Genomic DNA, 24,285 nt, shown 5'->3' on the forward strand with positions numbered 1-24,285 from the left:
CGATGGGCTGGTTCTCCCGACTGTTCACGGGTGCCCCCGCGGCGCCGGAGGAGACCGCGCCCGCTCTGCCGAGCGTCCCGACGAGCGAGGACATCCTCGCGGCGCTCGACAGGGTGGGCGCGCGGACGGAGGGCCGGGTGCCCGGCATCGTCGCGGCGCGCATCCAGCGGATCGACGAGACGGTCCGCGAGATGGTGCCCCGTCTCGACCGCCTCGGCGGGATGAGCCGTCAGGGCCACACCGTCGTCGCGACCGCGACCAGCTACCTCCCCGAGGCGGTGGAGGGCTACCTCCGCCTGCCGAGGGACTTCGCCGACCGCCGCGCCGTGCACAGGGGGAAGACCTCGCTGATGATCCTCTGCGACCAGCTCGACCTCCTCGGAGGCACGCTCGACCGCATCTCGGACGCCGTCTCGCGGCAGGACGCCTCGGCGCTGATCGCGCACGGGCAGTTCCTGGCCGAGAAGTTCACGGAGTCCTCGCTCTCCCCGAGCGGTCTCGACGCGCCTCCGCAGCCGGGAGCGCCGTCCGGATCCGGCTCGCTGACCCCGCCGAGCGCCTCGTGACCGCGCTCGCCCCGGCGCTGGACGCCCTCGTGCTCGCGGGGACGGCCGCCGGCCTCGACGCCGCGGCCGTCCGCGACGAGGGTGCGCGGCTGGCCGCCGCCGTCGCCGAGTCGATCCGCGGCGCCGGGCAGGACTGGCTCGCCGCGACCGGCGCGACGGGCGGTCTGGAGGCGTTCTTCACCGCCGCCTCGAGCGGCCGGCGCTGGCGGTCGGGGCCGACCGATCAGCTGGCCGCCCTGGTCGGCGCGGGCTCGCACCACGCCTCGGCCTACGCCCGCGCCCTGACCGAGGTCGTCTCGGCGGCCAGCGCTCTCGGCGACCCGGGCATCGGCGGCATCGCCTCCGCCTCCGCGACCGCCGCGGCCCAGCTCTCCGCCGTCCCGGGTGCTCGGGGCGCCGCTCCGACGACGAGCGGGGGAGCGCCGCACACGACCGGCCGGTCGCCGGACGGTGACGCAGGCGCCGACCTGCCGACCGGTCTGCCCGCCGGCGTGCCCGGGGTCGACGAGATCCTCGAGCGCCTCCGCCGGACCGAGCACGACGGTCCGCAGGACGAGCCGGCGCCCGCCGCCGCTCCCGCCGCGGAGCCCGCCTCCGAGCCGGAGCCGCTCGACCCGCCGGAGTCCATCGACGACCTGCTCGCCGAGCTCGACGCGCTGATCGGCCTCGACCGGGTGAAGAGCGAGATCAAGCGGCAGACGCAGCTGCTCCGGATCGACACCCTGCGCCAGACCGCCGGTCTCAGCACGCCCACGCTCACCCGCCACCTCGTCTTCACGGGGAACCCCGGCACGGGCAAGACGACGGTGGCGCGGCTGGTCTCGCGGATCTACCGCTCGCTCGGCATCCTCTCGAAGGGCGTGCTCGTCGAGGTCGACCGATCGGAGCTGGTGGCCGGCTACCTCGGGCAGACCGCGACGAAGACCGCGGAGGTGATCGCCTCCGCGCGCGGCGGCGTCCTCTTCATCGACGAGGCCTACGCGCTCGCGCTCGACCAGTACGGCGCGGAGGCGGTCACCACCCTCGTGAAGGACATGGAGGACCACCGCGGCGACCTCGTCGTGATCGTCGCCGGCTACTCCGGGCCGATGCAGGGCTTCCTCGACACGAACCCGGGACTCGCCAGCCGCTTCTCGACCACGATCGACTTCGCCGACTACTCCGACGACGAGCTCTCGGCGATCTTCGGCCGCCTCGCCGCCTCCGCGGACTTCGAGCCGACGGAGGAGGCGCTCGCCGCGTTCGCGGGCCTCGCCTCGGCGCAGCAGCGCACGGAGGCGTTCGGCAACGGGCGCTGGGTCCGCAACGTCCTCGACGCGGCGATCGCCCGGCACGCCTGGCGCCTCCGCGACGTGGAGGAGCCGACGCTCGACGAGCTGCGCATCCTGCTCCCCGAGGACGTGGTGGAGAGCCCCGAAGCCTCGAGCAGCCCGGACGCAGCCGGCGACGACGACGAGGGCTCGGCTGAGGGCTCTGAGGAGGCCCCCGGGCAGGCGGACGCCGCCCCGAGCGGCGCGGCCGTCCCCGTCACCGACGACCCCGAGGAGGAGAGCCGTTGAGCACCGCACCCGCCGCGCCGCCCGCGCAGAGGATCCCCGAGCCGCCCCTCGTCCAGGTCGCCAACCGGCCGGCGCAGCGGAGGCCGTCGCTGCTCGCCCGCGCGACCGCGACCACTCCGGCCACCCTGCGCCTCCTGCTCGCCCTGACGGCGCTGGCCGCCGTGCTGTTCGGCGTGTTCGCGCAGCAGGCCGGAGCGATGCAGGCGCGCGCCGCGACGACGGCCCGGGAGCAGTCGGCGCAGCTCCTCGGCGTGCAGAACGTCCGCACGCTGCTGGTGGACGCCAACGCGATCGCGGCCAACACCTTCCTCGTCGGCGGACTGGAGCCGACCGAGCTGCGGGCGTCGTACGTCTCGAGCCTCACCGGCGCCGCCTCCGCGATCGCCGGACTCTCGGCAGCCGACTCGGCGGACACCCGGGCCCTCGCCCGGGTCGCCAGCAGCATCACGACCTACAGCGGGCTGATCGAGCAGGCGCGGGCCAACAACCGGCAGGGCTTCCCCGTCGCCTCGGCGTATCTCGACCAGGCGTCGACGGCCCTCTCGGGAGACGGCGGCATCCTCGAGGACCTCGACGGACTCGTCGACTCCGGTGCCGACCGGGTCGCGGCCGCCTACGACGCCGTCCGCTGGAGCGTCCTGCTCATGATCGGCTCGCTCGTGATGCTGGTCCTCCTCCTGGCGGCGCAGCTCTGGCTCGCCCGCCGTACGCACCGCTACCTCAACCGCCCGCTCGCCACGGGGACCGCCCTCCTGCTGGTCGTCGGCGTCGGCGGGGCGCTCGCCTACGGATCGGTCGCGGCGGACGCGGGGACGGCGCGGGTCGAGTCCTACCGCGAGGCGCTCACCGTGTCGAACGCGCTCATCGCCGCGAGCGACGCCAAGTCGCTCGAGAGCTTCACGCTGATCAAGCGCGGCTCCGGCGCCGCCCTCGAGGAGCGCTACACCCAGGCCGTCGACTCCGCCCGGGAGAAGCTCTCGGGCGACCTGCAGGACGAGCTGGCGAGGACACGGCTCGTCGACGAGTTCGGGCAGTGGCAGTCGTTCCACGAGGAGATCCGGGAGGCGGACGACGCCGGGAACTGGGACCAGGCCGTCCGCGTCGCCACGATCACCGGGAACGGCACGCCGAACGAGCTCTTCACCACCTTCTCCGACGACGCCCGCGACGTGGTGCAGGAGAAGGCACTGGCCGCCGCCACCACGCTCGATCGAGGCGCGGAGTTCGCGACCCTCGTCTCGTGGATCCTGCTGGCGGCCGGTCTCGCCGGAGCCGTGTTCGCCTGGCGCGGCATCGCCCAGCGACTGGAGGAGTACCGATGAACCGCCTGCGCGCCGCCGCCCTCGCCCTGGCCACCGCCGCGGCTCTCGCCCTCACCGGCTGCACGACGGGGGCGGACGACCTCGGCACGCCCCTCGCCGCGGCGACCCCGACTCCGACGGCGAGCGCGTCCGCTCCCGCCGCTCCTGCCGCGGCGGACTGCTCGCCCTCGGCGGTCACCTCCTACGCGCCGACCGGCGTGACCGACAGCACCAGGCTCGCGGAGATCCGCGGGCGCGGGACCCTGCGCGTCGGCGTCTCGGCCGACACCCTCCTGATGAGCGCCCGCAACCCGATCACGGGGGCGATCGAGGGCTTCGACGTCGACATCGCCCGCGAGGTCGCCCGGGCGATCCTCGGCAGCGACTCCATCGACTACGTCGTGATCACCTCCGCTCAGCGCCTCCCCGCGCTCACCGGCGGCGACGGCGCCCCGCAGGTCGACATGGTGGCCCGCACCCTCACGATGACCTGCGATCGCTGGAGCTCGATCGCCTTCTCGTCCGAGTACTACGACGCCGGCCTCAAGGTGCTCGTCTCCGACGACCCCGACGGCGTCCCGATCACGGGCATCGGCGACCTCGACGGCGAGAGGGTCTGCGCGCCCAGCGGCACCACGACGCTCAGCCGCCTGCAGAACGACTACCCGGAGGTCGAGGCCGTCGAGGCCGCCACGCACTCGCAGTGCCTCGCCCTCTTCCAGGCAGGAGAGGTCGACGCCATCGCGGGCGACGACACGATCCTCGCGGGCTTCGTGGCGCAGGACCCGTACGCGAAGGTCGTCGGCGACGCCCTGAGCTCAGAGCCCTACGGCCTCGGCCTGCCCGCCGACGACCCCGACTTCGTGCGCTTCGTCAACGCCTCGCTCGAGAGCATCCGCAGCGACGGCCGCTGGCAGAGCATCTACGAGCGCTGGCTCGGGGTCCTCGGCGAGGCCTCGCCGCCCGCCCCGGTGTACGGCCGATGAGCACCGGTCTCGCGGAGGGGACCCCCGTCGCTCCGGGCCGGCTGGGGGAGGCCGCGCCGCAGCGCGAGCTCTTCGAGTACCTCGCCGCTCTCACCCGCTGGCTCCAGCGGACCACGCGCGAGCTCTCGCGGCTGGACGCCGCCGCGCTGGCGTCGCCGCAGGCCGAGAACTACACGGCCGACGTGGTGCTCGCCCAGTCGCTCCGCGAGTCCGTCACCCGGCGCCTCGCCGAGCTCGAGGCGGTCTGGGACTCCGGCCGCGTCGACGTCGCGGCGCGCGAGCGGATGTCGCAGCTGATCTGGGGCCGTCTCGACGCCTCCGGGAGCGGCGCGGTCTCGCTGGTGGAGGCGGTGCGCCTCTGCGACGCGGTCGTCGGCCAGCTGCGCTCCCGGCTCGAGCTCGACCCCAGCGGCACCGACGTCGCCGGGCGGATCGTGGGGGTGCGCGCCGAGATCGAGCGCTGCCGCGACCTCACCCGTGACGGCGGCGGCACGGTCGACCGCGAGCGGGCGGAGCGGGTCGCCGTGCTGCGCTCCCGCCTCGACGCGCTCGCCGAGCGGGCGGGTCGGGGAGCCGACGTGTCGGGGCCGCTCGGCCAGCTCGAGAGCGACTCCGCCCGGCTCGAGCGCGACCTGATCATCGCCGCGTCCGAGCGGCGCGGACTCGAGCGCGACCGCCGTCGGGCGCGCGAGCTGGCGGAGGCGGCCGAGCGCCGCGAGGCGCCGCTGCGCGAGCTCGTGGCCCGCTGCCGCCGCGAGATCGCCGACCCGCCGCGGCTGGCCGTGCCCGACGTCTCCCGGCTGGGCGATCCTCCGTCCGACCGCGAGGCGCTCGACGCGCACCTCGCCCGCCTGACCGCCGTCGGCCGCGCGTTCGACGCGGTCGAGGCCGCTTACACCTCGCCGCTGCGCGAACGGGCCGCCCTCGGCTTCCGCCTCCGGGCGCTGCGGGAGCGTGCCGAGGGCAACGGCCGCGCTGCCACCGCCGTCGGCGTCGCGGCCGAGGAGGAGGTGCGCGCAGCCCTCGACACGGTGCCCTGCTCCGTCCCGCTCGCCCGCCACCTGGTCGAGCAGTACGACGTCGTCACCCGCGACCTCCCGCACCCCGACCCCGCGCACCACCGGAAGGCCACTTTATGAACGGCGCCCCTTGCACCGCGACTCCCGGCTGCACCGGGACGATCGAGGACGGCTACTGCAACGTCTGCGGCCTCCCGCCCGAGGAGGGCGCCGCCGCCTCCACGCCGACCGCGCGCCGCGCCGCCCCGGCCTCCCCGCCGGCCACCGCCTCCGCCGCCTTCGGCACCGGCTTCGTCGAGGGCACCCCCGGCGCCACGGCACCCGGGCCTGCCGAGGAGTCGGCCACCGCGCGCAGCACGCGCACCTCCTCCGCCCGCCTCGCCACCGCCGCCCTCGGCTCCGCCCGCACGGCGCAGACCGGCTCGAAGGTCACCCGCCGCGTCGGCACCACCTCGACCCGACTGCGCGGCCCGAGGCTCGGCGCCGGGCTCACCACCGTCCCGTCCCGCCCGGCCGCCGACCCGATGGCCGCTCTGATGACCGAGGCGGTCCTCCCCGAGCGCAAGCGCTTCTGCTCGCACTGCGGCACGGCCGTCGGCCGCGGGCGCGACGGTCGGCCCGGCCGCACCGAGGGGTTCTGCCCCAACTGCCGCACGCCGTTCTCGTTCACTCCGCAGCTGGTGAAGGGCGATGTCGTCGGCGGCCAGTACGAGGTCGTCGGCTGCCTGGCCTACGGCGGCCTCGGCTGGATCTACCTCGCGCGCGACCGGAACGTCTCGGGGCGCTGGGTGGTGCTCAAGGGCCTGCTCAACTCCGGCGATCCCGATGCGTACGCGGCGGCCGTCACCGAGCGCCGGTTCCTGGCCGAGGTCGAGCACCCGCTGATCGTCGAGATCTACAACTTCGTCCTGCACGACGGCGCCGGCTACATCGTGATGGAGTACGTCGGCGGGCCGAGCCTCAAGCAGATCCTGAAGGAGCGGCTGGACGCCAACGGCGGCGCCGCAGATCCGCTGCCGGTGGACCAGGCGCTCGCCTTCGTGCTCGAGGTCATGCCCGCCTTCGCCTACCTGCACGACCACGGCCTGCTCTACTGCGACTTCAAGCCGGACAACATGATCCAGGTGGGCGACCAGGTCAAGCTGATCGACCTCGGCGGAGTGCGCCGGATCGACGACGAGGACTCCGCCATCTACGGCACCGTCGGCTACCAGGCTCCGGAGGTCGCCGACCTCGGTCCCTCGGTCGCCTCCGACGTCTACACGATCGGCCGCACGCTGGCCTCGCTGGTGCTCGACTTCCGCGGCAACCAGACGACCTTCGTCGCCTCGCTGCCGCCCGTGTCGGAGACGCCGCTGTTCCAGCGCTACGACTCCTTCTACCGCCTGATCGCGAAGGCGTGCGCTCCCGACCCGCAGGACCGCTTCGCCACGGTGGACGAGATGCGCGGCCAGCTGCTCGGGGTGCTGCGCGAGGTCGTCGCGACCGACCGCGGTCCCGGACACCCCGCGCTGCACTCGACGGAGTCGGCCCTGTTCGAGGCGCCCGTGGCCGACGTGGTCGACCGCGTCCCGCCGTGGGACGCGCTGCCGGCGCTCCGCCGCGACGAGTCCGATCCCGCCCGGTCGTGGCTCGCGGGCGTGAACGTCGCCGACCCGATCGTGCGCCTGCGCGCTCTCGCGCTCGCGCCCACCGTGACGGTCGAGGTGCGGCTCGCCCGCGCCCGGGCGGCGATCGAGGCGCAGCGCTGGGAGGAGGCGGCCCGCGCGACGGGCGAGATCCTCACGGAGGACCCGTGGGAGTGGCGGGCGGTCTGGATGAGCGGTCTCGCGCAGCTCGCGCGCGGCGACGACATCGGGGCCCGCGCCTCCTTCAACACCGTCTACGGCCAGGTCCCCGGCGAGCTCGCCCCGAAGCTCGCGCTCGCCGCGGCGTGCGAGGCGAGCGGTGAGCCCGAGGTCGCCGAGTCCCTCTACGTGATCTGCGCCCGCGCCGACGCGAACTACACGGCACCCGCCGCCTTCGGTCTCGCGCGGGTGCGGCAGCTGCGCTCCGACCTCGACGGGGCGCTCGACGCGCTCGACATCGTCGCGCCCACGCGCTCCTCCTACTCCGACGCGCGCCGCCGCCGGGCGGAGCTGCTGGCGGAGTCGGGCCGCGGGCTGCCCGCGCTCTCGGCCGCCCTCGCGAGCGTCGACTCCGTGTCGATCGATCAGCGGACCCGCCTCGAGCTCACGACTCAGGTCCTCGCCTCCGCCCTCGAGCTGGTGCGGCGCGACGGCCCGGCCGAGGGAGCGACCCTCGGCGGGGTCGAGGCGAACGAGGCCGCCATCCGCGACGGCCTCGAGGCCTCCTACCGCGCGCTCGCCGCCTCCACTCGCGAGCGCGACGAGCGCCTGCGCCTCGTCGACCGGGCCAACGAGGTCCGACGCTGGACGCTGACATGAGCGGCGCGCTGTCGACTCCCTGCCCGAACTGCGGCGAGCCGGTCACGACGGGCGACGCGTTCTGCGAGGCCTGCGGGACGCCGCTGATCGTCGCGGCCACCCCCTCCGCTCCGCCCGTCGCCGTCGGAGGATCCGCCGCCTGCGTCTACTGCGGGGGAGCGGTCGCCGAGGACGGCTACTGCGAGCAGTGCGGACGCCCCGCTCCGACCGAGCGCGAGCACTGGGCCGAAGCGCCGCACCCGCTGGTCGGCGGCGTCTGCGACCGCGGGCTCCGGCACCCGGCCAACGAGGACGCGATGGCGCTCGGGGCGACCACCGGCGCCGACGGCTCTCTGAGGACGGCGCTGCTCGTGGTCTGCGACGGGGTCTCCTCGACCCCCGACTCCGACAAGGCGTCGCTCGCCGCGGCCCGTGCGGCACTCAGCGCGCTGCAGGCCGAGGTCGGCGGGGAGAGCGCGATAGCGGACCGCTGGCGCGCGCTGCTGCAGATGGCCACCGCGCGCGCCTCCGGAGCGATCGACGCGGCCGTGCCCGAGAAGCGGTCGAATCCGCCCTCGTGCACCTTCACCGCGGCGGTGCTGGACGGCGCGCTGCTCGTCACGGGCAACGTGGGCGACAGCCGCAGCTACTGGATGCCGGACGCGGGCGAGCCGCGGCAGCTCACGGTCGACGATTCGTGGGCGCAGGAGCAGATCGCCTCGGGAGTGCCGCGGGAGCAGGCCGAGACGGCGCCCGACGCTCACGCCATCACCCGCTGGCTCGGCGCCGACGCGCACGACGAGGAGCCGCGGGTCGCCTCCGAGGAGCTGACCGAGCCGGGCTGGGTGCTGGTCTGCTCCGACGGGCTCTGGAACTACGCGTCCGCCGCCGAGGACCTCGCGCGCGTGCTGCGCGAGGCGCAGGAGAGGGTGGGCGCGGATCCGGTCACGCTCGCGGAGGCGCTGGTCGCCTGGGCGAACGAGCGCGGCGGGCACGACAACATCACGGCGGCGCTGGCGCGGTTCGACCCGGCGGGTGCGGCGGAGGCAGCGGCTGCAGCGTCCGCTGCAGAGGTGCACGGTGAGGAGACCGGCACAGCCGAGCAGGATGCTGCCGACTCCGGGGCCGATCCCGACGGTGCGGAGCCGGACGCTGCCGACACCGGCGCCGCCGACCTCGGCGCTGCGGATCCCAGCGCTGCGGGCCCGAGCGCGGCCGACCCCGACCCGGCCACCCCGTCGCCCGACGCCGACGCCTCCCGTCCCGCCGACTGAGCGCGCCGATCCGTCCAGATCACCCCTCCACCGCTGGACGGATCGGCACCCCCGCGGCCGTGGTCACGCCCCTACAGTCGTCGCCATGAGCATCGTCGAGCCCGCCACCGCCCTGTCCGTCGTCGGCCACTGGATCGATGGGGCTCCCTCGGCCTCCTCGTCCGGCCGCACCGCTCCCGTCTACGACCCGGCGCTGGGAGTCGCGACCAAGGAGGTCGCGCTCGCCGACTCCGCCGAGGTGGACGCCGCCGTCGCCTCCGCGAAGGCCGCCTTCCCCGCCTGGCGCGACACGTCGCTCGCGAAGCGGCAGCAGATCGTCTTCCGCTTCCGCGAGCTCCTCGAGGCGAAGAAGCAGGAGCTCGCCGAGCTGATCACGTCGGAGCACGGCAAGGTCGTCTCGGACGCGCTCGGCGAGATCACCCGAGGCCAGGAGGTCGTGGAGTTCGCGACCGGTCTCGCGCACCACCTCAAGGGCGAGTACTCGGAGCAGGTCTCCACCGGCGTCGACGTCTACTCGACCAAGCAGCCGCTGGGTGTGGTCGGGATCATCTCCCCCTTCAACTTCCCCGCGATGGTGCCGATGTGGTTCTTCCCCATCGCCATCGCCGCCGGCAACACCGTCGTGGTGAAGCCCTCCGAGAAGGACCCGTCCCCGGCGATCTGGCTCGGCGCCCTCTGGAAGGAGGCCGGCCTCCCCGACGGCGTCTACACGGTGCTCAACGGCGACAAGCAGGCCGTCGACGGGCTGCTCGAGCACCCCGACGTCCGCTCGATCTCGTTCGTCGGCTCGACCCCGATCGCGCAGTACGTCTACGAGACGGGCACCCGCCTCGGCAAGCGCGTCCAGGCCCTCGGTGGGGCGAAGAACCACATGCTGGTGCTCCCCGACGCGGACCTCGACCTCGTCGCCGACTCCGCCATCAACGCCGGTTTCGGCTCGGCGGGCGAGCGGTGCATGGCGATCTCGGTCGTCGTCGCGGTCGAGCCCGTCGCCGACGAGCTGATCGCGAAGATCCAGGAGCGGGCCGCGACCCTGCGCACCGGCGACGGCCGCCGTGGCTGCGACATGGGCCCGCTGATCACCGAGGCGCACCGCGACAAGGTCGCCTCCTACATCGCGATCGCGGAGGAGGACGGCGCGGAGGTCGTCATCGACGGCCGCGGCATCGAGGTGGACGGGGACGCGAACGGGTTCTGGCTCGGCCCGACCCTGCTCGACAAGGTCCCCACCACCTCCCGCGCGTACACGGAGGAGATCTTCGGACCGGTGCTCTCCATCGTCCGCGTCGCCTCCTACGAGGAGGGCGTCGCACTCATCAACAACGGCGCGTTCGGCAACGGCACGGCCATCTTCACCAACGACGGAGGAGCGGCCCGCCGCTTCCAGAACGAGGTCGAGGTCGGCATGATCGGCATCAACGTCCCCATCCCCGTCCCCGTCGCCACGTTCTCCTTCGGCGGCTGGAAAGCGTCCCTCTTCGGCGACACCAAGGCCCACGGAGCCGAAGGCGTCCGCTTCTTCACCCAGCAGAAGGCCATCACCAGCCGCTGGCTCGACCCCTCCCACGGCGGCATCAACCTCGGGTTCCCGCAGAATTCCTAGGCTCTCTCCTCCTGGCGTCGTCGATCGCCCGCAGTCGCGGCGCTGGTGAGCCTCTCTCCTCCTTCGTCGTCGATCGCCCGCAGTCGGCTGGGGAGGGTGGTTCCGTTCTCGAGGGCGTCGTGCGTACCGCGCACGTCGATCCGCTGGAACGCGGATCGCCGGTTGCGCTCCGCGCCGGCGGGAAGCGCTCGGTCGACGGGAGAGGCTCACCGGGACGGCTGAGTGCAACCGTCGATCCGCGTGTGAGCGGATCGTCGTGCGCGGTACGCGACCCGCTCTTCCCATCGTTCCCGCGTTCTGAGGCCGACCGCGGCCGATCGACGACGCAGGAGGAGAGAGGCTCTTGAGCACCGCGCAACCGGCGATCCGCGTGGGAGCGGATCGTCGTGCGCGGTACGCGACCCGCTCTTCCCAGCGTTCCCGCGTTCTGAGGCCGACCGCGGCCGATCGACGACGCAGGAGGAGATCGGCTCCTGAGCGCGGCTGAGCGCAACCGGCGATCCGCGTGGGAGCGGATCGTCGTGCGCGGTACGCGACCCGCTCTTCCCAGCGTCCCCACCTCCTGAGACCGACCGCGGCCGACCGACGACGAAGGAGGAGAGAGGCTATGAGTGGAGCCGCAGCGCCGTCCAGAGCTCGGTGCGGGCGGAGACGTCGTCGAGGTCGAGGCCGAGGGCGCGCTCGACGGCGGTGATGCGGTTGCGGAGGGTGTGACGGTGCACGCCGAGGTCGCGGGCGGCGGGCTCCCAGGCGCCGTTGCGGCGGAGCCAGACGCGGGCGCTCTCGAGCAGCACGGCTCCCTCGGGGGTCAGCAGCGGTGAGAGCATCCGGCGGGCGAGCGGTGCTGCTCCGGCGGCGGCGAGAAGCCCGATCATCCCCTCGGCGGCGACGTCCTCGAAGCGGACCACCGTCCCGTCTCCCGTCCGCTCGGCGGCGCGCCGCGCCTCCTCGAGGCCCCGGTCCAGGTCGGACCAGCCGATCGGGGCGGAGGCGCCGGCGCTCGCGCCGTGCCGCTCCAGCACGGCGGTCAGCGGCTCGAGTCCGTCGGCGGCGGCGACGGCGACGAGCGAGCCGTCCCTCTCGGCGAAGAACAGGCGCGCGCCGTCCTCCTCCGCCACGACCTCCAGCTCGTCGAGGAGCGAGTCGCCGTGCACGGGCGCGCTCAGCACGACCACCCGCACGGGCTCGGCGGGCAGCGGGCTCCCCAGGCGCCGTGCGGTGCTCTCGGCGACGTCGAAGGCTCCCGCGGCCAGCAGCTCGAGCAGTCCGGAGCGCAGCTGCCGACGGGAGGAGTCCAGCGCGCGCCGCTGCTCCAGCGCGATGCTCGCCAGGGCGATGACGCTCGCGACGAGGTCGCTGCCCGCCGGGTCCAGCGGCGTGCCCGTGCCCACGGCGAGCACCCCGCGCAGGTGGTCGCGGCGCCCGATCGTCTGCAGCGTCACTCCGCCGCCGTCGTCGAGTCGGAGTCCCGCTCGGCTGCCGCGGGTCAGGGCGTGCCTCGCGGCCGCGGCGACCGCCTCCTCCGCCGGCACGTCGAGCCGGGTGGGCAGGTGCACCCTCTGCCCGGCCGCGTCGTAGAGGGCGACCCAGCAGTCCAGCTGCCGCTCCAGCTCGGTGAGGATCGCCGCGAGCCCGTCCGGCCGCAGCGCCGCGCGGGCGACCCGCCGCTGCGCCTCGAGCGACCATTCCAGCCGCTCGCGCTGCTCCCGCGAGATCACGTCTGCGACGAACCGGATGATCCCCATGAACGGAGTCAGGTCCGCCACCTCCAGCAGCGGCAGGCCCTGGCGCTCGCACGCCGTGACGAGAGCGGCGGGCACCTCGTCGTGCACGATGCGGGTGGCGAAGCCGAGCGCGCGGATGCCGCGGCCGCGCAGCCGGGCGACGTACTCCTCCGAGAACTCGGCGCTGTCGTGCCCGGTGAAGTGGACGCCGTCGGTCAGCAGCAGCTGGCCCGACTCGAGCCAGGGCGTCGGATCGACGAGGTCCGAGGAGTGCGCCCACATCAGAGGGGCGTCGAGGTCGGCCTCGTCGTGGACGCCGGCGAGCACGCGGAGGCGGAAGGCCGGTTCGGCCAGCAGATCGCGGACGGTCGCGGGCATGCGCGGCTCCCTTCGACGTTCCGTCCATCGTAGGGTCCGCGGATCGACGGATCCGCACGCCCACTTCCGAGGCGCGCGCGGCACGATGGGGAGCATGACGTCCTCGACCGCCCCCACCGTCCGCGACAACGCCTCGGTCACCGCCGCAGACCGGTCCCGCGTGTTCCACTCCTGGTCGGCGCAGGGCGCGCTGAATCCGCTGCCGATCGCGGGCGGTCTCGGCGCCGAGGTCTGGGACGTCGACGGCACCCGCTACCTCGACTTCTCGAGCCAGCTCGTGAACGTCACCATCGGCTACCAGCACCCGAAGGTCGTCGCCGCGATCCAGGAGCAGGCGGGCGTCCTCACCACCGTCGGCCCCGCTTACGCGAACGAGACCCGCGCCGAGGCGGCCCGCCTGATCACCGAGCGGGCGCCCGAGGGCATGGAGAAGGTCTTCTTCACCAACGGCGGCGCGGACGCGAACGAGAACGCGATCCGCATGGCGCGGCTGTTCACCGGCCGCGACAAGGTCGTCTCGCTGTACCGCTCGTACCACGGCAACACGGGAGCGGCGATCGTCTCGACCGGCGACTGGCGCCGCATCCCCAACGAGTACTCCCGCGGGCACGTGCACGCCTTCGGGCCCTACCTGTACCGCAGCGAGTTCTGGGCCGAGACCCTCGAGCAGGAGTGCGAGCGCGCCCTCCACCACCTCGAGCGCGTCGTGCAGGCGGAGGGGCCGGAGTCGATCGCCGCGTTCCTCCTCGAGACCATCCCCGGCACCGCCGGCGTGCTCACCCCGCCGCCCGGCTACCTCGCGGGTGTGCGCGAGATCGCCGACCGGTACGGCATCCAGCTGATCCTCGACGAGGTCATGGCGGGCTTCGGCCGCACAGGGGAGTGGTTCGCCTTCGACGCCTTCGATGTGCGCCCCGACCTGATCACCTTCGCGAAGGGCGTCAACTCCGGCTACGTCCCGATCGGCGGCGTCGTCATCTCGGATCCGATCGCCCACCACTTCGACGAGCGCGTCTTCCCCGGCGGCCTCACCTACTCGGGCCACCCGCTCGCCGCGGCCAGCGTCGTCGCGACGCTCCAGGCGATGGAGGAGGAGGGGATCGTCGACAACGCGCGCACCATCGGCTCGGAGCACCTGGCCCCCGGCCTGGCGGCGCTCGAGGCGAAGCACGACCTGATCGGCGAGGTCCGGGGCTCCGGAGTGTTCTGGGCCCTGGAGCTGGTCACCGACCGGGCCGCGCGCACCCCGCTGCCGGCGGCCTCCGTTGCCCGCCTCAAGACCGACCTGCTGTCGCGCGGCCTCCTGCCCTTCACCGCCGACAACCGGATCCACGTGGTCCCGCCGGCCGTCATCACCCCCGCCGAGGTCGCCCGCGGCCTCGGCATCCTCGACGACGCCCTCACCGCCTTCAGCGGCTGACCGCACTCCGTTCCGCGGGAAGCGGCGTTCTCGCGGGGCGTATCCGGGGATCCGCGTTCCAGCGGATCCGCGTCGTCGTGCGCGACCCGCTCCTCGGGACCCGGCAGCGCGCTGGAGCCGACTGCGGGACGCCGCGCGGGGGGCGGCGTTCTCGCGAGGCGTATCCGGGGATCCGCGTTCCAGCGGATCCGCGTCGTCGTGCGCGTCCCGCTCCTCGGGACCCGGCAGCGCGCTGGAGCCGACTGCGGGACGCCGCGCGGGGAGCGGCGTTCTCGCGAGGCGTATCCGGGGATCCGCGTTCCAGCGGATCCGCGTCGCCGTGCGCATCCCGCTCCTCGGGACCAGGCCCCGCGCTGGAGCCGACTGCGGGATGCCGCGAAGGCAGCGGCGCCCTCGCGAGGCGTATCCGGGGATCCGCGTTCCAGCGGATCCGCGTCGCCGTGCGCATCCCGCTCCTCGGGACCCGGCCATGCGCTCGAGCCGACTGCGGGACGCCGCGCGGGGAGCGGCGTCCTAACCAGCACTGTGCAAGGCGAACGCCGTCACGAACCCGAGCACCGCGTACAGCCCGGTGAGCACGTCGTCGCGGTCGAATGCCTCGGGGATCATCGTGTTCGAGATCATGGCGAGGATCGCGCCGGCGGCGACGGTCGTCACGAAGGCCACGACCGCGCCCGGTGCGGTGGCGAAGACCAGGAAGCCGACCAGCGCCGCGGCGGCCGAGATCGCGGCGATCCCGCCCCAGACGGTGACGACGTAGCGGGCGGAGCGGCCGTCGGCTTTCATGCCGACCGTCGAGGACAGGCCCTCGGGGAGGTTCGAGATCGCGACCGCGGCGACGATGGGCACGCTGATCGCCGCTCCCGCTCCGCCCTGGGCGACCGAGAGGCCGAGCACGATCGATTCGGGGACCCCGTCGATCAGGGCGCCGGCCGCGATGGCCGCGCCTCCTCCTCCGCCCGACCCCTTCGCGCTCTTGCGGTTCCCCGCGCCGGCGCGGGTGAGCAGCGCGTCCGCGCCGACGAAGACGACGGCTCCCGCGAGCGTGCCGAGGATCGTCGGGAGCAGTCCTCCGTCGTCCGCCGCCTCCTGCACGAGCTCGTAGGCGAGCGCCGAGATCAGCACCCCTGCTCCGAACGCGGAGATCGCGGCGGTGAGCTTCGGGGGCACGCGCACGAACCAGGCGAGCGCGGCGCCGATCAGGAGGGTGGCGCCGCCGATGGCGCCGCTGGCGAGGGCGAGGGTCCAGGGAGGCACGGCTCCACCCTGGCACCGGCGGCGTCCCGTCGCGGCGGGCTTGACGGGGGCCCTCCGGCGGCGCTCGACCCGCCTCCGCCCGCCCCGACAGCTGTCGTGCAGGCGTCGGGCCGCGATGCCCGGCCGATCCTCGGCGATGGAGGGCCGCTCGGGCCGGGCGTCCCCGTAAACTGCCGGAATGGCGGAGTTCAGCGCGAGTGTTTTCCAGAACGAGTTCCTCTCGGACGGCGCCACCGACGTGCACGCCATCGTCACGGTGACCGCGTCCGGCACGGGGGTCGCCGGGTCCGACGGGGCCGCGGCCGAGATCATCATCGTCGACTGCTCCGGATCGATGACCGGCGAGAACATGACGGCCGCGAAGCGCGCCGCCGCCGTGGCCGTCGACCAGATCCTGGACGGCACCTTCTTCGCCGTCGTGGCCGGGTCCGAGCGCGCCGACCGCGCCTTCCCGTACCCCAACGCCACCGTCTCGATGGTGCGGATGGAGCCGGGGGCGCGGGCCGCGGCGAAGGAGGCGATCGGCTACCTCCAGGCCGACGGCGGCACCGCGATGGGCACCTGGCTGACCCTCGCCCGCCAGCTGTTCGCGACCGTGCCGGAGGCGACGCAGAGGCACGCGATCCTCCTCACCGACGGCAAGAACGAGCACGAGTCGCGGATGCAGCTGGACGCGGCGATTCGCGCGGCGTCGGGCGACTTCCAGTGCGACGTGCGCGGCGTCGGCTCCCGCTGGATCGTCGAGGAGGCGCGCACCATCGCGAGCGCCCTGCTGGGCACCGTGGGCCTGATCGCGAACCCGGCCGACATGGCTGCCGACTTCGAGTCGCTGATGCGGGCGTCGATGGGCCGGGGAGTCGCCAACGGCGAGCTCCGCGTCTGGACTCCGCAGGGCGCGCAGCTGCTCTTCGTCCGTCAGGTCGCTCCGAACCTCGAGGACCTCAGCTCCCGGCGGAACGCCGTGAACCCGCTCACCGGCGCCTACCCGACCGGCGCCTGGGGCGACGAGTCGCGGGAGTACCACGTGGCGGTCCGGGTCGCGTCGAAGCCGGTCGGCTCGGAGCAGCTCGCCGCGCGGGTGCAGCTCAGCGTGCGCGACGAGGTGGTCGCCTCCGCCCTGGTGAAGGCGCGCTGGACGGACGACTCCGCCCTGACCGCCCGCATCGACCCCGCCGTCGCCCACTACACCGGCCAGACCGAGCTCGCCTCCGCGATCCAGGACGGGCTCGCGGCCAAGGCGCGGGGCGACGAGGCGACCGCCACGGTCAAGCTCGGGCGGGCGGTGCAGCTCGCCTCCGTCACCGGGAACGACGAGGCGACCGCGAAGCTGCGGAAGGTCGTCGAGATCGACAACCCGAACGAGGGCACCGTGCGGCTCAAGCGCGGCGTGGACCGCCTCGACGAGATGGCGCTGGACACCGCGTCGACCAAGACCACGCGGGTGCGCAAGTGAGCTTCCGCTGCCCCGAGGGGCACACCTCGCAGTCCGGGGACTACTGCGACGTCTGCGGGGCGCCCATCGGTGCCGCTGCGGCCCCGTCGCCCGCTCCCGCCGCGCCGACCACCGCGATCCCGACCGGCCCCTCGGTCTGCCCGCACTGCTCGTTCCCGAACGAGCCCGGCGCCCTGTTCTGCGAGAACTGCGGCTACGACTTCACGACCGGCTCCCTCCCCGAGGCCGATCCGTTCACCTCCTCCGGCGCCGTCCGCGCTCCGGGCGAGGTCGGCGGCTCCGCGACGCCGTCGGGGGACCCGGCCCAGCACCTGGGCGAGGCGCCCGCGCCGCAGGCCGATCCCGCGGCTCCGACCGAGCTGGTCCCGGAGCAGGAGGCCGGCTTCGACACCCCCGTCGCGACCGCGCCGCCCGCAGCTCCGCCGACCGAGGTGATCCCGGAGGCCCCTGCACCCGAGGCCGCAGCCCCCGACGCGGCACCCAGGGCCTCAGCGTCGGAGGAGGAGGCCGCGTCCGCGCCTGCCACCGGCTCCGCCCACCCCGCCTCCGCCTCCGCGGACCCGGACCGCCCGTGGATCGCCGAGCTCTGGGTCGACCCGGAGTGGTACGCCGAGCAGCGCGCCGACGACCCCATGCCCTCGCCCGGCCCGCCCGCGACCGTCGTCCTCCGCGAGCGCACCCTGCTCGTCGGCCGCCCGTCCGTCTCCCGCGGCATCTCGCCGCAGGTGGACTGCGGCTCCGACTCCGGTGTCTCGCGGCGCCACTGCCAGCTGAGCACCGACGGCTACCGCTGGTGGGTCGAGGATCTGCAGTCGGCGAACGGCACGTACCTCGCCCCGGCCGGGGCTCCGCTCCCGCAGTCGCCGATCGCCGCCGGTCAGCGCCGCGAGGTCGAGGAGGGCGACCGGATCTACGTGGGCGCCTGGACGCGGATCGTGCTCCGTCCCGCGTTCCCCGGCGAGGCCTAGGGCCCCGCGCCCGGTCGGTCAGCGACCGGCGAGCGCTCCGAGCATCCACGACAGCGCCGCGATCGCGCCGACGCCGACCACGCTCGAGCCGATGATCACGGAGCGCCGGATCCGTGCCGCGCGCGAGTCCGAGGCGGTCGGCGCGCCCGAAGCCGAGCCCGTCGTCATCCCGCCGCGGAGCCGGTGCGCGACCTCGTCGGCGGTCGGCCGCTTCTCCGGGTCCCGCTGCGTCATCGAGGTCAGCAGCGCCCGCCACTCCGCCGGCAGGGTGTCGGGCACGGAGGGGCTGCGGTGGAGGCGGGCGATCGCCGCCTCGAGGACGGTGCCCGAGTACTCCCGGTGACCGGTGATCGCCTCGAGGAGGACCAGGCCGAGGGAGAAGACGTCGCTCGCACCGCTGATCGGCTCGCCCGCGACCTGCTCCGGGCTGACGAAGCTCGCGGTGCCGATCACGACGCCGTCGCTGGTGAGGCGGGAGCCGTCCATGAAGTGCGCCACGCCGAAGTCGGTGAGCTTGGCGGTGCGGGCGTAGCCGCTGGAGGCGACCTCGCTGACCAGGATGTTCGCGGGCTTCACGTCGCGGTGCACGACGCCGCGCTCGTGCAGGTAGGCCAGGGCCTCGGCGAGCTGCGTGCCGATCGCCGCGACCTCCGCCGCCGGGAGGAGGCCGGACTCAAGCCGCGCCTCCATCGTGGGGTCGGCGACGAGCTCCATCACGACGTAGCGGCGGACCTCGCCGCCGAAGTTGTGCAGCCCCGCGTCGAAGAGGTTGACGATGCCCGGGTGGGCGAAGGAGCTCAGCATCCGCACCTCGCGCTCCTGGCGGGCCACGTCCTCGGGGTTCGAGGCCTCCGCGCGGAACACCTTCACGGCGACCTCGCGCTGCACGGTCTCGTCGCGGGCCCGGTAGACCGAGCCCATCCCGCCGGAGCCGATGCGCTCGATCAGGTAGTAGCGGCCGGCCACCTTCTGCTGGGCGGCGTTCGCGGCGACGGTACTCATGGCGATCCCGCCTTCCGCTCGAACGGTGCGCTCCGGAGCGCACGAGGTGGGCGCCTGCGACGACGGTACCGCGGGGCGGCGCCGGCCGGGTCGGCGGAACGGGGGGATTGACACTCCCGGCCCCGGACGGGGGGACGAATGGCCGCTCAGCGCACCGATATGCATCTCCCGCCGCGGGGTCAGCGGAGGCCGCTGCGCGCGAAGCCCTGCACGAAGTAGCGCTGGAACACCAGGAACAGCACCACCATCGGCACGACGTTCACCAGGGCGAACGCCATGGTCGCTCCGTAGTCGCTGCCGAACTGCCCCTGGAGGAAGAGCAGCCCGATCGGGAGCGTGAACAGCGCGTTCTCCTTCAGGGCGATGAGCGGCCAGGCGAAGTCGTTCCAGGAGCCGAGCAGCGACATGAAGAAGAGCACGGCGATGAGCGGCTTCGAGAGGGGGAGGACGATGGCCGTGAACACGCGGAAGTGCCCGGCGCCGTCGATCCGGGCCGCCTCAATCAGGTCCCGCGGGATCGCGAGGATGAACTGCCGCGCCAGGAACAGCCCGAACGCCGACGCCGCCGTCGGCAGGATCACCGCCCAGTAGCTCCCGTAGAGGCCGAGGTCGGTGACGAGCCGGAACAGCGCCACCATGATCACCTGCACGGGCAGGGTGAGCGTCGACAGAGCCAGGAGGAAGAGCACGCCGGATCCGCGGAACCGCAGCTGCGCGAAGGCGTAGCCGCCGAGCAGGTTGATCGTCACGGTGATCAAAGCGGTGACCAGGCTGATCGCGAGGGAGTTGCCGAACCAGGTCGCCACGGGGAACGACGAGAACACGCGCTCGAAGTTCACCAGCGTCAGCTCGCGCGGCCAGAGGCGGAGGGTGCCGCCGAGCAGCTCGGACCGCGAGGAGAACGCGACGACGACCATCCAGTACAGCGGGAAGACGATGACCACCGAGACGGCGAGGGCGAGGGCGAGGCGGAGCAGGCGCGAGGTGCGCGACGTGCGGATCATTCGACGAGGTCCCTCGAGCGGTTGGTGCGCCACTGCACCGCGGTGAAGATCATGGTCAGGATCAGCAGCACGATGCCGATGGCCGCGGCGTAGCCCTGGTCGCGGGTGACGAACCCGGTGTCGTAGGCGTAGGTCACGAGCACCGAGGTCGCGTTCTGCGGTCCGCCGCCGGTGAGCACGAAGACGATGTCGAACACCTGGAACGAGTAGATGACGTTGAGGATGAGCAGGAAGAACGACGACGGGCCGACCAGCGGCAGCGTCACGTGGCGGAACTGCTGCCACGCGTTCGCTCCGTCGAGCCGGGCCGCCTCGTAGAGCGCCGGGTTCACCCCCTGCAGCCCCGCCAGGTAGATCAGCATGTTGAAGCCGGTGCGCCACCACAGGGTGACGAGCACCACGGAGGCGAAGGCCGCCGCTCCGCCGGACTGCCAGGCGATGCGGGGGAGGCCGATCGTCTGGAGCATGCCGTCGAGCACGCCGCTGTTCTCGTCGAAGATCAGCACGCCCATCAGCGCCGTCGCCACTCCGGAGACCGCCATCGGCAGGATGAGGATGCTGCGGAACACCGGCCGCGCGGGCAGCACCGAGTTCATCAGCACCGCCGCGCCGAGGCCCAGCGCCATCGAGAGCGGGGTCACGATCAGGGTGAACAGCGCCGTGTTCAGCGTCGAGCGCCAGAAGAGGCCGTCGCCGAGCAGCCGCGCGTAGTTGTCGAGTCCGATGAAGACGCCGTCGCCGAAGCCGTTCGTGCGCTGGAAGCCGATCAGGAACGCGCCGCCCAGGGGGACGAATACGAACAGGCCGAGCATCAGCAGGTTCGGCGCGAGGAACGCGTAGGCGGCCGCCGTCTCGCGGGCGGGGGCGCGGGAGGTGCGCCGGGGGCGGGCGGTCACCGCCTCCGGCGCGAGGACCGACCGGCTCACTGCGTCGCGGCCGCGATGCCGGAGGTGAGGCCGGCGATGGTGTCCTCGGTGCTGCGCCCGCCGACGAAGGCCTGCTCCAGCTGCTCCTTGAGCACCGTGATGATCGCGGCCATGTCGGGCGAGGCGACCTGCGCCGAGTCGGACGCCTGGACGGTGCCCGCCTGGCCGAGGAACACCTCGGCGAGCTCGGGGCGCACGGCGAACTCGATGCCCGACTCCGTGAGGTCGCGACGGGTGGGGAGGAGGGAGGCGCCGGCGCAGAAGTCGCGCATCGCCTCCTCCTCCGTCACGAACGCGAGGAAGGAGGCGGCCAGCTCCGGGTTCTTCGCGGCCTTGGTCGCGACGAGGGCGTTGCCGCCGAAGTCGCCGCCTCCGCGCACGTTGCGCGGGGAGTAGGTGGCGCCCCACTCGAAGTCGAGGGTGGAGTCGGCGTCGGGGATGAGGAACGCGCCGGCGAAGGTCATCGCGGTGGTCTGCGAGTACCAGAGGTCGCTGGCGTAGGTGGTCGCCTGCACGGAGCTGCTCGGCGGCACGAGGCCGTCGGTGAAGAAGCTGCGGCTGAAGTCGATCGCGGCGCGGCCGGCGGCGGAGTCGATCGCGGGCCCGGACAGGTCCTCGGTGAGGAAGCGGCCGTCGGCCTGGAAGAGCAGGCTCAGCCAGCGGGTGACGCCGTTGCCCTGCCAGTTGTAGGCGAAGGGGTAGCGCTCGGCGGGGAGCGAGGCGCGCAGCTTCCGCCCGACCTCGGTGAACTCCTCCCAGGTCCACGCCTCCTCGGGCGAGGAGGGGAAGGAGGTGACGCCCGCGTCGGCCAGCACCTGCGTGTTGTAGAGGATCAGCGAGGTGTCGGTGTGGTGGGGGACGCCGAAGGGGCTCCCGCCGCTCTGCACCGCGGCCCAGGCCGGATCGGTGAACCGCTCGGCGACGTCGGAGTCGAGGAAGCCCGACAGGTCCAGGAGCTGGTCGCGGCCGGCGTAGCTGCCGAACGTGTAGTACGGGACCCGGAAGACGTCCGGCGGGTTCCCCGCCTGCAGCTGCGCGTCGATGTTGGTGAACATCTGCTCGTACGGGACCGCGTTGAGGGTCACGGTGGCGCCGGCGTTCGCCGACTGGAACGCGTCGATCGCGCGCTGGAAGCCGGCCAGCTCGGCGTCGGTGCCCCAGGTGGTGAAGGTGAGGGTGTCGCTGCCGGCGCTCGCCGCGGGGCTCGCGGGGGCGAAGCCGCAGCCGGAGAGGACCGGGACGGAGGCGGCGACGCCAAGCGCTCCGAGGAAGCGGCGGCGGTCGAGGACCGCGCGTCCGAGCTGCGAGAGGTCGAGAGCCCCCGAGGGGAGCCCCTTGCTGGTCAGGCCCATGACGGCCTCCTTCCGGGGGCCAGCGGCAGGCTCCCGGGGGCAGGCTATTCCGGCAGGGCCGCGGGTATCGCGGCTGGACGGATCGGCCGATCCATGAGAGGAGCGGCCGATCCGCGCGGCGGGCGTTCAGCCGCGGCGGCTGAGCATCCCCTCGAACGAGCCGTCGAGCGCCCAGGGGTCGGGCGTGGAGCCCGAGCGGGAGGAGCGGGCGGCTTGATCGGCCAGCTCGCGTCCGGCGCGCTCGATGCGCGAGGGCAGCGCCCGTCCGTCCTCGGTCGCGCCGCCCCAGTCGTCCGTCGCCGCGAACACGGTGGTCGCGAGGGGCGCCGCGTGCAGGTAGGTGAAGAGCGGGCGCATCGCGTAGTCGACGGCCAGGGAGTGGCGGGGGGACCCGCCCGTGGCCGCCAGCAGCACGGGCAGGCCGCGCAGCGCCTCCGTGTCGAGCACGTCGACGAACGACTTGAAGAGCCCGCTGTAGCTGGTGGTGAAGATCGGCGTCACGGCGATCAGGCCGTCGGCGCCGGCGACCGCGTCGAGCGCGGTCTGCAGAGCGGGGCTCGCGAAGCCGGTGAGGAGGTTGTTCGTGACGTCGTGCGCGAGGTCGCGCAGCTCCACGACGCTCCGCTCGACGGCGAAGCCCTGCTCGGTGAGGGAGGACTCGGCGGCGTCGGTCAGGCGGTCGGCGAGCAGCCGGGTCGAGGACGGCTGGCTGAGGCCGGCCGAGAGGACGGTGATCCTGCGGGTGTCCATGGAGAGCTCCTGACTAGACGGTGACGGGCTCGGCCGCGGGCTGCGCGTCGCGCGCGGCCACGAGGGAGGCGTGGGTGGGGGCGTCGGGCACGTGCGAGGGGCGGCCCTCGGCGAAGCCGGCGCGGAGGGCGGGGAGGATCTCGCCGAGCATGTCCATCTGCTCCAGGACGGTCTTCAGCGGGAGTCCCGCGTGGTCCATCAGGAAGAGCTGGCGCTGGTAGTCGCCGACGTACTCGCGGAAGCCGAGGGTGCGGTCGATGATCTGCTGCGGGGAGCCGACGGTGAGCGGGGTCTGCTCCGTGAAGTCCTCGAGCGAGGGGCCGTGGCCGTAGACGGGGGCGTTGTCGAAGTAGGGGCGGAACTGCGAGACCGCGTCCTGCGAGTTCTTCGCCAGGAAGATCTGCCCGCCGAGGCCGACGATCGCCTGGTCGGCGGTCCCGTGGCCGTAGTGCTCGAAGCGCTGGCGGTAGAGCTGCACCATCTTCTGGGTGTGCGAGGCGGGCCAGAAGATGTGGTTCGCGAAGAAGCCGTCGCCGTAGTAGGCGGCCTGCTCGGCGATCTGCGGGGAGCGGATCGATCCGTGCCACACGAACGGCGCGACACCGTCGAGGGGGCGCGGGGTCGACTGGAAGCCCTGGAGGGGAGTGCGGAACTGGCCCTCCCAGTCGACGAAGTCCTCGGTCCACAGGCGGTGCAGCAGGTCGTAGTTCTCGATCGTCAGCTCGATGCCGCGGCGGATGTCCTTGCCGAACCACGGGTAGACGGGGCCGGTGTTGCCGCGGCCGAGCATCAGGTCGACGCGGCCGCCGGCGAGGTGCTGGAGCATCGCGTAGTCCTCGGCGAGCTTCACGGGGTCGTTCGTGGTGATGAGGGCCATCGCGGTGGAGAGCGTGATCCTCTCGGTCTTCGCCGCGAGGTAGCCGAGCGTGGTGGTGGGGGAGGAGGACCAGAACGGCGGGTTGTGGTGCTCGCCCAGGGCGAAGACGTCGAGGCCGATCTCCTCCGCCTTCAGCGCGATCGCGAGGGTCGCCTGGATCTTCTCGGACTCGGACGGGGTCCGTCCGGTCGTGGGGTCGGTCGTGATGTCGCTGACCGTGAAGATGCCGAACTGCATCAGGCGCTCCTTCTGTCCTCCGGCCCGGTGGGGCCTGGTCCATGCGTTTGCATGTACATCCTCATTCAACCACGTGCGGCCGGATCTATTCCCGAGGATCCCCGGGCCTCCGCCGGGCTGTCGCAGGACGGCGGAGGCGCCGTGCCCGGACGTCGCCGACCCGCCCCGCTCGCCCCGCGGCCGCCCGAAACATCCCCGCAATA

General features: G+C 73.6%; 19 protein-coding genes. 11 read left to right on the plus strand and 8 right to left on the minus strand.

What is annotated here, in order from left to right:
* The first annotated feature begins 2 nt into the window (after positions 1-2).
* The 8 genes from C5C30_RS04600 to C5C30_RS04635 all read left to right on the plus strand — a co-directional run bounded on the left by C5C30_RS04600 (position 3) and on the right by C5C30_RS04635 (position 10,734).
* Positions 3-566: a hypothetical protein gene (locus C5C30_RS04600; RefSeq protein ID WP_104249860.1), complete on the plus strand. Its 564-nt coding sequence runs from the start codon at positions 3-5 to the stop codon at positions 564-566.
* Positions 563-2,125: an AAA family ATPase gene (locus C5C30_RS04605; protein WP_104333254.1), complete on the plus strand. Its 1,563-nt coding sequence runs from the start codon at positions 563-565 to the stop codon at positions 2,123-2,125. The genes C5C30_RS04600 and C5C30_RS04605 overlap by 4 nt, the downstream gene beginning before the upstream one ends.
* Entirely contained in the window at positions 2,122-3,447 is a 1,326-nt protein-coding gene (locus C5C30_RS04610) for a hypothetical protein (RefSeq protein WP_104333255.1), read from the plus strand. Before C5C30_RS04605 ends, C5C30_RS04610 begins: the two co-directional genes overlap by 4 nt.
* Positions 3,444-4,412, plus strand: coding sequence for a glutamate ABC transporter substrate-binding protein (locus C5C30_RS04615; RefSeq protein WP_104233136.1), 969 nt, complete (start codon positions 3,444-3,446; stop codon positions 4,410-4,412). Before C5C30_RS04610 ends, C5C30_RS04615 begins: the two co-directional genes overlap by 4 nt.
* Complete coding sequence (locus tag C5C30_RS04620; protein ID WP_104333256.1) at positions 4,409-5,551, plus strand: hypothetical protein; 1,143 nt, start codon at positions 4,409-4,411, stop codon at positions 5,549-5,551. The genes C5C30_RS04615 and C5C30_RS04620 overlap by 4 nt, the downstream gene beginning before the upstream one ends.
* A complete protein-coding gene (locus tag C5C30_RS04625) occupies positions 5,548-7,878 on the plus strand; it encodes a serine/threonine-protein kinase (RefSeq protein WP_104223838.1) in 2,331 nt (776 codons plus the stop codon). Before C5C30_RS04620 ends, C5C30_RS04625 begins: the two co-directional genes overlap by 4 nt.
* Entirely contained in the window at positions 7,875-9,131 is a 1,257-nt protein-coding gene (locus C5C30_RS04630; protein ID WP_104333257.1) for a PP2C family serine/threonine-protein phosphatase, read from the plus strand. Before C5C30_RS04625 ends, C5C30_RS04630 begins: the two co-directional genes overlap by 4 nt.
* An 85-nt stretch (positions 9,132-9,216) precedes the next feature.
* On the plus strand, positions 9,217-10,734 hold the full coding sequence (locus C5C30_RS04635; RefSeq protein WP_104333258.1) for a CoA-acylating methylmalonate-semialdehyde dehydrogenase: 1,518 nt from the start codon (positions 9,217-9,219) through the stop codon (positions 10,732-10,734).
* A gap of 605 nt (positions 10,735-11,339) precedes the next feature.
* Here the strand turns inward: C5C30_RS04635 and C5C30_RS04640 are convergent.
* Complete coding sequence (locus C5C30_RS04640; RefSeq protein ID WP_181131446.1) at positions 11,340-12,836, minus strand: PucR family transcriptional regulator; 1,497 nt, start codon at positions 12,834-12,836, stop codon at positions 11,340-11,342.
* A 94-nt stretch (positions 12,837-12,930) separates the two neighbouring features.
* Here C5C30_RS04640 and C5C30_RS04645 point away from each other — a divergent pair, with 94 nt between their 5' ends.
* Positions 12,931-14,256, plus strand: coding sequence for an aspartate aminotransferase family protein (locus C5C30_RS04645; RefSeq protein ID WP_104267132.1), 1,326 nt, complete (start codon positions 12,931-12,933; stop codon positions 14,254-14,256).
* Between the two features lie 513 nt (positions 14,257-14,769).
* On the opposite strand, the gene C5C30_RS04650 is transcribed toward C5C30_RS04645, so the two are convergent.
* Positions 14,770-15,513, minus strand: coding sequence for a ZIP family metal transporter (locus tag C5C30_RS04650; protein ID WP_104319146.1), 744 nt, complete (start codon positions 15,511-15,513; stop codon positions 14,770-14,772).
* Positions 15,514-15,691: 178 nt separating this feature from the next.
* Here C5C30_RS04650 and C5C30_RS04655 point away from each other — a divergent pair, with 178 nt between their 5' ends.
* Together C5C30_RS04655 and C5C30_RS04660 are read left to right on the plus strand one after the other, a co-directional pair.
* Positions 15,692-16,966: a VWA domain-containing protein gene (locus C5C30_RS04655; protein WP_104238603.1), complete on the plus strand. Its 1,275-nt coding sequence runs from the start codon at positions 15,692-15,694 to the stop codon at positions 16,964-16,966.
* The gene (locus C5C30_RS04660; protein WP_104333260.1) at positions 16,963-17,934 is read left to right on the plus strand and encodes an FHA domain-containing protein; all 972 of its coding nucleotides are present in this window, start codon (positions 16,963-16,965) and stop codon (positions 17,932-17,934) included. The genes C5C30_RS04655 and C5C30_RS04660 overlap by 4 nt, the downstream gene beginning before the upstream one ends.
* An 18-nt stretch (positions 17,935-17,952) precedes the next feature.
* Here the strand turns inward: C5C30_RS04660 and C5C30_RS04665 are convergent, their stop codons facing one another.
* The 6 genes from C5C30_RS04665 to C5C30_RS04690 all read right to left on the minus strand — a co-directional run bounded on the left by C5C30_RS04665 (position 17,953) and on the right by C5C30_RS04690 (position 24,082).
* On the minus strand, positions 17,953-18,936 hold the full coding sequence (locus C5C30_RS04665) for a serine/threonine-protein kinase (protein WP_181131448.1): 984 nt from the start codon (positions 18,934-18,936) through the stop codon (positions 17,953-17,955).
* Positions 18,937-19,115: 179 nt separating this feature from the next.
* The gene (locus tag C5C30_RS04670; protein WP_104233145.1) at positions 19,116-19,940 is read right to left on the minus strand and encodes a carbohydrate ABC transporter permease; all 825 of its coding nucleotides are present in this window, start codon (positions 19,938-19,940) and stop codon (positions 19,116-19,118) included.
* Complete coding sequence (locus C5C30_RS04675; protein ID WP_258065793.1) at positions 19,937-20,836, minus strand: carbohydrate ABC transporter permease; 900 nt, start codon at positions 20,834-20,836, stop codon at positions 19,937-19,939. The genes C5C30_RS04670 and C5C30_RS04675 overlap by 4 nt, the downstream gene beginning before the upstream one ends.
* Before the next feature lie 26 nt (positions 20,837-20,862).
* Positions 20,863-22,218, minus strand: coding sequence for a sugar ABC transporter substrate-binding protein (locus C5C30_RS04680; protein WP_104333262.1), 1,356 nt, complete (start codon positions 22,216-22,218; stop codon positions 20,863-20,865).
* Between the two features lie 126 nt (positions 22,219-22,344).
* Complete coding sequence (locus C5C30_RS04685; RefSeq protein ID WP_104333263.1) at positions 22,345-22,968, minus strand: FMN reductase; 624 nt, start codon at positions 22,966-22,968, stop codon at positions 22,345-22,347.
* Positions 22,969-22,981: 13 nt separating this feature from the next.
* Positions 22,982-24,082, minus strand: a complete 1,101-nt coding sequence (locus C5C30_RS04690) for an LLM class flavin-dependent oxidoreductase (RefSeq protein WP_104223849.1) — start codon at positions 24,080-24,082, stop codon at positions 22,982-22,984.
* Between the last annotated feature and the right edge of the window lie 203 nt (positions 24,083-24,285).

This window comes from Rathayibacter sp. AY2B5 (assembly GCF_002931645.1).
Lineage (GTDB): Bacteria > Actinomycetota > Actinomycetes > Actinomycetales > Microbacteriaceae > Rathayibacter.